Origin of the sequence: Pseudorhodobacter sp. (assembly GCF_030452865.1) — a bacterium.
In the GTDB taxonomy this organism is placed as follows: domain Bacteria; phylum Pseudomonadota; class Alphaproteobacteria; order Rhodobacterales; family Rhodobacteraceae; genus Pseudorhodobacter.
The window spans coordinates 1-4,558 of record NZ_JAKDLJ010000305.1; the positions used below are offsets into that span (position 1 = coordinate 1).

Annotated in this window: 4 protein-coding genes; all 4 read left to right on the forward strand. The window is 60.2% G+C overall.

What is annotated here, in order from left to right; all coding sequences use genetic code 11:
- Nucleotides 1-55 precede the first annotated feature (55 nt).
- A complete protein-coding gene (gene xylA, locus L0H65_RS15090; RefSeq protein WP_301459871.1) occupies nt 56-1,369 on the forward strand; it encodes a xylose isomerase in 1,314 nt (437 codons plus the stop codon).
- Between the two features lie 17 nt (nt 1,370-1,386).
- On the forward strand, nt 1,387-2,442 hold the full coding sequence (locus tag L0H65_RS15095) for a sugar phosphate isomerase/epimerase (RefSeq protein ID WP_301459868.1): 1,056 nt from the start codon (nt 1,387-1,389) through the stop codon (nt 2,440-2,442).
- Complete coding sequence (locus L0H65_RS15100) at nt 2,442-3,575, forward strand: Gfo/Idh/MocA family protein (RefSeq protein WP_301459869.1); 1,134 nt, start codon at nt 2,442-2,444, stop codon at nt 3,573-3,575. Before L0H65_RS15095 ends, L0H65_RS15100 begins: the two co-directional genes overlap by 1 nt.
- Nucleotides 3,572-4,558 (forward strand): sugar ABC transporter ATP-binding protein (locus L0H65_RS15105; protein ID WP_301459870.1); only part of this gene is annotated, 987 nt, incomplete at its 3' end. The genes L0H65_RS15100 and L0H65_RS15105, both read left to right, overlap by 4 nt.

A 4,558-nucleotide genomic window follows, 5' to 3' on the forward strand; every position in this document is an offset into this window, starting at 1 on the left:
ACCTACCCCCTGATGCCGGGAAAATCCGGTTGAACATCTATAGTCGAGAGAACATCTGATGACCGAATATTTCGCTGATATCGCACCGATCACCTATGGCGGGCCGAATTGCACCGATCCCATGCAGTTTCGCCACTACAACCCGGCCGAAATGGTTGGCGGCAAAACCATGGCGGAGCATCTGCGCTTTGCCGTCTGCTACTGGCACAACTTCGTCTGGGAAGGCAACGACCCGTTCGGCGGCCAAACCTTTGAACGCCCTTGGTTCCCCGCCGACACGATGGCACTGGCGAAGCAAAAGGCCGATGCCGCGTTTGAGATGTTCCGCATCCTCGGCGTGCCGTTTTTCTGTTTCCACGACCACGATATCCGCCCCGAAGGCGACACGTTGGCGGAAAGTCACAAGCGCCTGAATGAGATGGCGGATTACTTTGCGGAAAAGATGGCGCAGGGCGGGCCGAAGCTGCTGTGGGGGACTGCGAACATGTTCTCCAACCGGCGCTATATGTCGGGGGCGGCGACCAACCCGGACCCGGATGTGTTCGCCTACTGCGCCTCGACGGTGAAATCCTGCATGGATGTGACCCATCGTCTCAACGGTGAGAATTATGTGCTTTGGGGCGGGCGCGAAGGCTATGAAACCCTGCTCAATACCGATCTGGAGCGGGAGTTGCAGCAGATGGGCCGTTTCCTGAGCATGGTGGTTGAGTACAAGCACAAGATCGGCTTCAAAGGCGCGATCTTGATCGAACCGAAGCCGCAGGAGCCGACGAAACATCAATATGATTTCGATGTGGCGACGGTTTATGGTTTCCTCAGGCGGTTTGGACTTGAGAACGAAGTCAAGATGAACATCGAACAGGGTCATGCGATCCTTGCTGGTCATTCGTTTGAGCATGAGCTGGCGATGGCGCGGACCTTAGGGATTTTCGGCTCCATCGACATGAACCGCAATGACTATCAATCCGGCTGGGATACCGACCAGTTCCCCAATTCGCCGTCCGAGGCGGCATTGGCCTATTACGAGGTGTTGATGGCAGGCGGCTTCACCACCGGAGGCACCAATTTTGACGCCAAATTGCGGCGTCAATCGCTGGACGCGAGCGACCTGATCGCGGCCCATATCGGCGGCATGGATATCTGCGCGCGGGGGCTGAAATCGGCCCATGCGATGATTGCCGATGGTGCTTTGGAAGGCCCGCGCCGCGCGCGATATTCCGGGTGGGAAAGTGACGCCGCCCAAGCGATGCTGGCCGATGGGGCCACGCTGGAAGGGATTGCGGCGCGGGCCGAAGCGGCGAACCTGCGCCCCGCGCCGGTGTCTGGTCAGCAGGAAAAGCTGGAAAATATCGTCAACCGCTATGTGTGACGCGAGGGAGGGTTAAGATGAAAACGATCAACGGGCCGGCGCTGTTTCTGGCACAGTTCGCGGGCGATGCCGCACCGTTCAATTCATGGGACAGCATCACCAGATGGGCGGCGGATTGCGGCTATAAAGGTGTGCAGGTTCCCAGTTGGGACGCGCGGTTGATTGATCTGGACAAGGCCGCCACGTCCAAAACCTATTGCGAGGAATGGGCGGGCCAAGCGCGGGCGAACGGTGTGGAGGTGACGGAGCTTTCGACCCATCTTCAAGGTCAGTTGGTCGCGGTGCATCCGGCTTACGACGACGTGTTTGACGGGTTCGCCGCCCCATCCGTGCGCGGCAACCCGAAGGCGCGGCAGGCATGGGCGGTCGATCAGGTGAAAAAGGCGCTGTCGGCGTCGAAGAACCTTGGCATCACCGCACATGCCACGTTTTCCGGCGCACTGGCCTGGCCCTATGTCTACCCGTGGCCGCAGCGCCCTGCGGGCTTGGTGGAGCAGGCGTTTGACGAATTGGCCAAACGCTGGTTGCCGATTCTGGACCACGCCGAGGACTGTGGCGTCGATGTCTGCTATGAGATTCACCCCGGCGAAGACCTGCATGATGGTGTCACCTATGAGATGTTTCTGGAACGCACCGGCAACCACGCCCGCGCAAACATGCTCTATGACCCGTCGCATTATGTGCTGCAATGCCTTGATTACCTTGATAATATCGACATATACAAAGACCGTATCCGCATGTTCCACGTCAAGGATGCGGAGTTCAACCCGACCGGGCGTCAAGGCGTTTACGGTGGTTATCAGCCATGGGTCAACCGGGCGGGCCGGTTCCGCAGCCTTGGCGATGGGCAGGTCGATTTTGGCGCGGTGTTTTCCAAGATGGCGGCGAATGATTTTGACGGCTGGGCTGTGGTGGAATGGGAATGTGCGCTCAAACACCCCGAGGATGGGGCGCGCGAAGGGGCGCAATTCGTCAAGGATCACATCATCCGCGTGACGGAGCGCGCCTTTGACGACTTTGCCGATGGCGGCGCGGATACGGCGCTGAACGCGAAAATGATGGGGATTTCCTGATGGCCCCGATTCGGCTTGGTATGGTTGGCGGCGGCAACGACGCCTTTATCGGCGGGGTGCATCGCATTGCCTCACGCATTGACGGGCGGTTTCAATTGGTTGCGGGCGCGCTATCCTCAACGCCGGAGAAATCGAAGGCGTCCGGTGCCGCGCTGGGACTGGCGGCGGATCGCTGCTACGGCGATTTCGTTGAGATGGCGCAGCGCGAGGCGCGGCTGAAAAACGGGGTGGAGGCGGTTGCGATTGTGACGCCGAACCATGTGCATTACGCGGCGGCGCGCGAGTTCCTGAAGCGCGGCATCCATGTGATTTGTGACAAGCCGCTGACCTCGACCTTGGCGGACGCGAAAAAGCTGGTTGCGGCGGCGGAAAAGTCGGATGCGTTGTTTGTGCTGACGCATAATTACACGGGTTACCCGATGGTGCGCCAAGCCCGCGCCATGGTGGCGGAGGGGGCGCTTGGCAAGCTGCGCGTGGTGCAGGTCGAATATCCGCAGGACTGGCTGACTGACGCGGTGGAACAGACCGGCGCGAAGCAAGCCGAATGGCGCACCGATCCGGCGCGCTCCGGTGCGGGGGGCTGTGTCGGCGATATCGGCACCCACGCCTATAACCTTGCGGGGTTTGTGACTGGCTTGACGCTGGACAGTCTTGCCGCCGATCTGACCAGCTTTGTTGAAGGCCGCAGGCTGGATGACAATGTGCATGTGATGCTGCGCTACAAAGGCGGGGCCAAGGGGATGCTGTGGTCGTCGCAGGTCGCGCCGGGCAATGAGAACGCTTTGAGGCTGCGGGTTTACGGCGACAAAGGCGGGCTGGAATGGTCGCAGGAAGACCCGAATTACCTGTGGTTCACGCCGCACGGTGAACCCAAACGCCTGCTGACCCGCAACGGAGCAGGGGCCATTGCTGCCAATCAAACAGCCTCCCGCATCCCGCCTGGCCATCCCGAAGGCTATCTCGAAGGTTTCGCCAATATCTACAACGAGGCGGCGGATTTGATTGTTGCTGCGCGAGATGGTGGCCGACCGGAGCACTTGTTACCCACGGTTCAGGACGGATTGGCCGGGGTGGTGTTCATTGATGCCTGCGTTCGATCCTCAAACCGCAACGCGGCTTGGGTTTCGGTATGACCGCGCCGATTTCCCTTTCGCTGACAAATCTTCGTCGCAGCTTTGGCCCGGTGGAGGTGCTGCATGATGTCAGTATCACCCTTGCACCCGGCGAGGTCCACGCCCTGATCGGTGAGAATGGCGCGGGGAAATCGACGACGATGAAAATCATGGCGGGCTATCTCGCCCCGACCTCCGGCACGGTCGCGCTGAACGATGTGCCGGTGCGGTTTGCCGGGTCGCAGGAGGCGGAGACGCAGGGCGTCGTCCTGATCCATCAGGAGTTCAATCTTGCCGACCCGTTGACCGTGGAGCAGAACATCTTTCTGGGCCATGAGAAGAAGCGCGGGCTTTTGCTCGACACCAAAGCGATGCAGGCAGAGGCGCAGGCGCTGCTGGAACGGCTGAACTGCGGCGTTTCCCCGAACGCTCGGGTGCGCGATATTGCGAATGCCGACAAGCAGATGGTGGAGATTGCCAAGGCGCTGTCCCGCAACGCCAAAGTGCTGATCATGGATGAGCCGACGGCAGTGCTGACCGAACGCGAAGCCGAAGTGTTGTTCGCGCAGGTCGAACACCTGAAGGCGGCGGGTGTCGCGATCTTGTTCACCTCGCACAAACTGGATGAGGTGAAGCGGATTTCGGACAGGATCACCATTTTGCGCGATGGTGCAGTTGTTTCCCAAGGTCTGACAGCTGATTATACCGAGGATCAGATGGCGGAAGCGATGGTGGGGCGCGATGTTTCCTCGCTTTATCCGCAGCGCGACACCGCAGTGGGCCGCGATGTTGTACTTGCTGTCAAGGAGTTGAGCGTGCCGGGTTTTGTCCGCGACATCAGCTTCGATCTGCACAAAGGCGAGATTTTGGGCATTTCCGGCCTGATCGGCTCTGGTCGGACGGAGGCGATGGAAGGTTTGGTTGGGCTGCGGTCGCACACGGGCGAGGTCAGGATCAATGGCGCGCCGGTCACGATCAAATCGCCGGGGCAGGCGCAAGCGGCG

Excerpts from the sequence above, each read along its gene's own strand:
- L0H65_RS15100 (WP_301459869.1), top strand. The coding sequence starts at position 2,442 with ATGGCCCCGATTCGGCTTGGTATGGTTGGCGGCGGCAACGACGCCTTT.
- L0H65_RS15095 (WP_301459868.1), top strand. The coding sequence starts at position 1,387 with ATGAAAACGATCAACGGGCCGGCGCTGTTTCTGGCACAGTTCGCGGGC.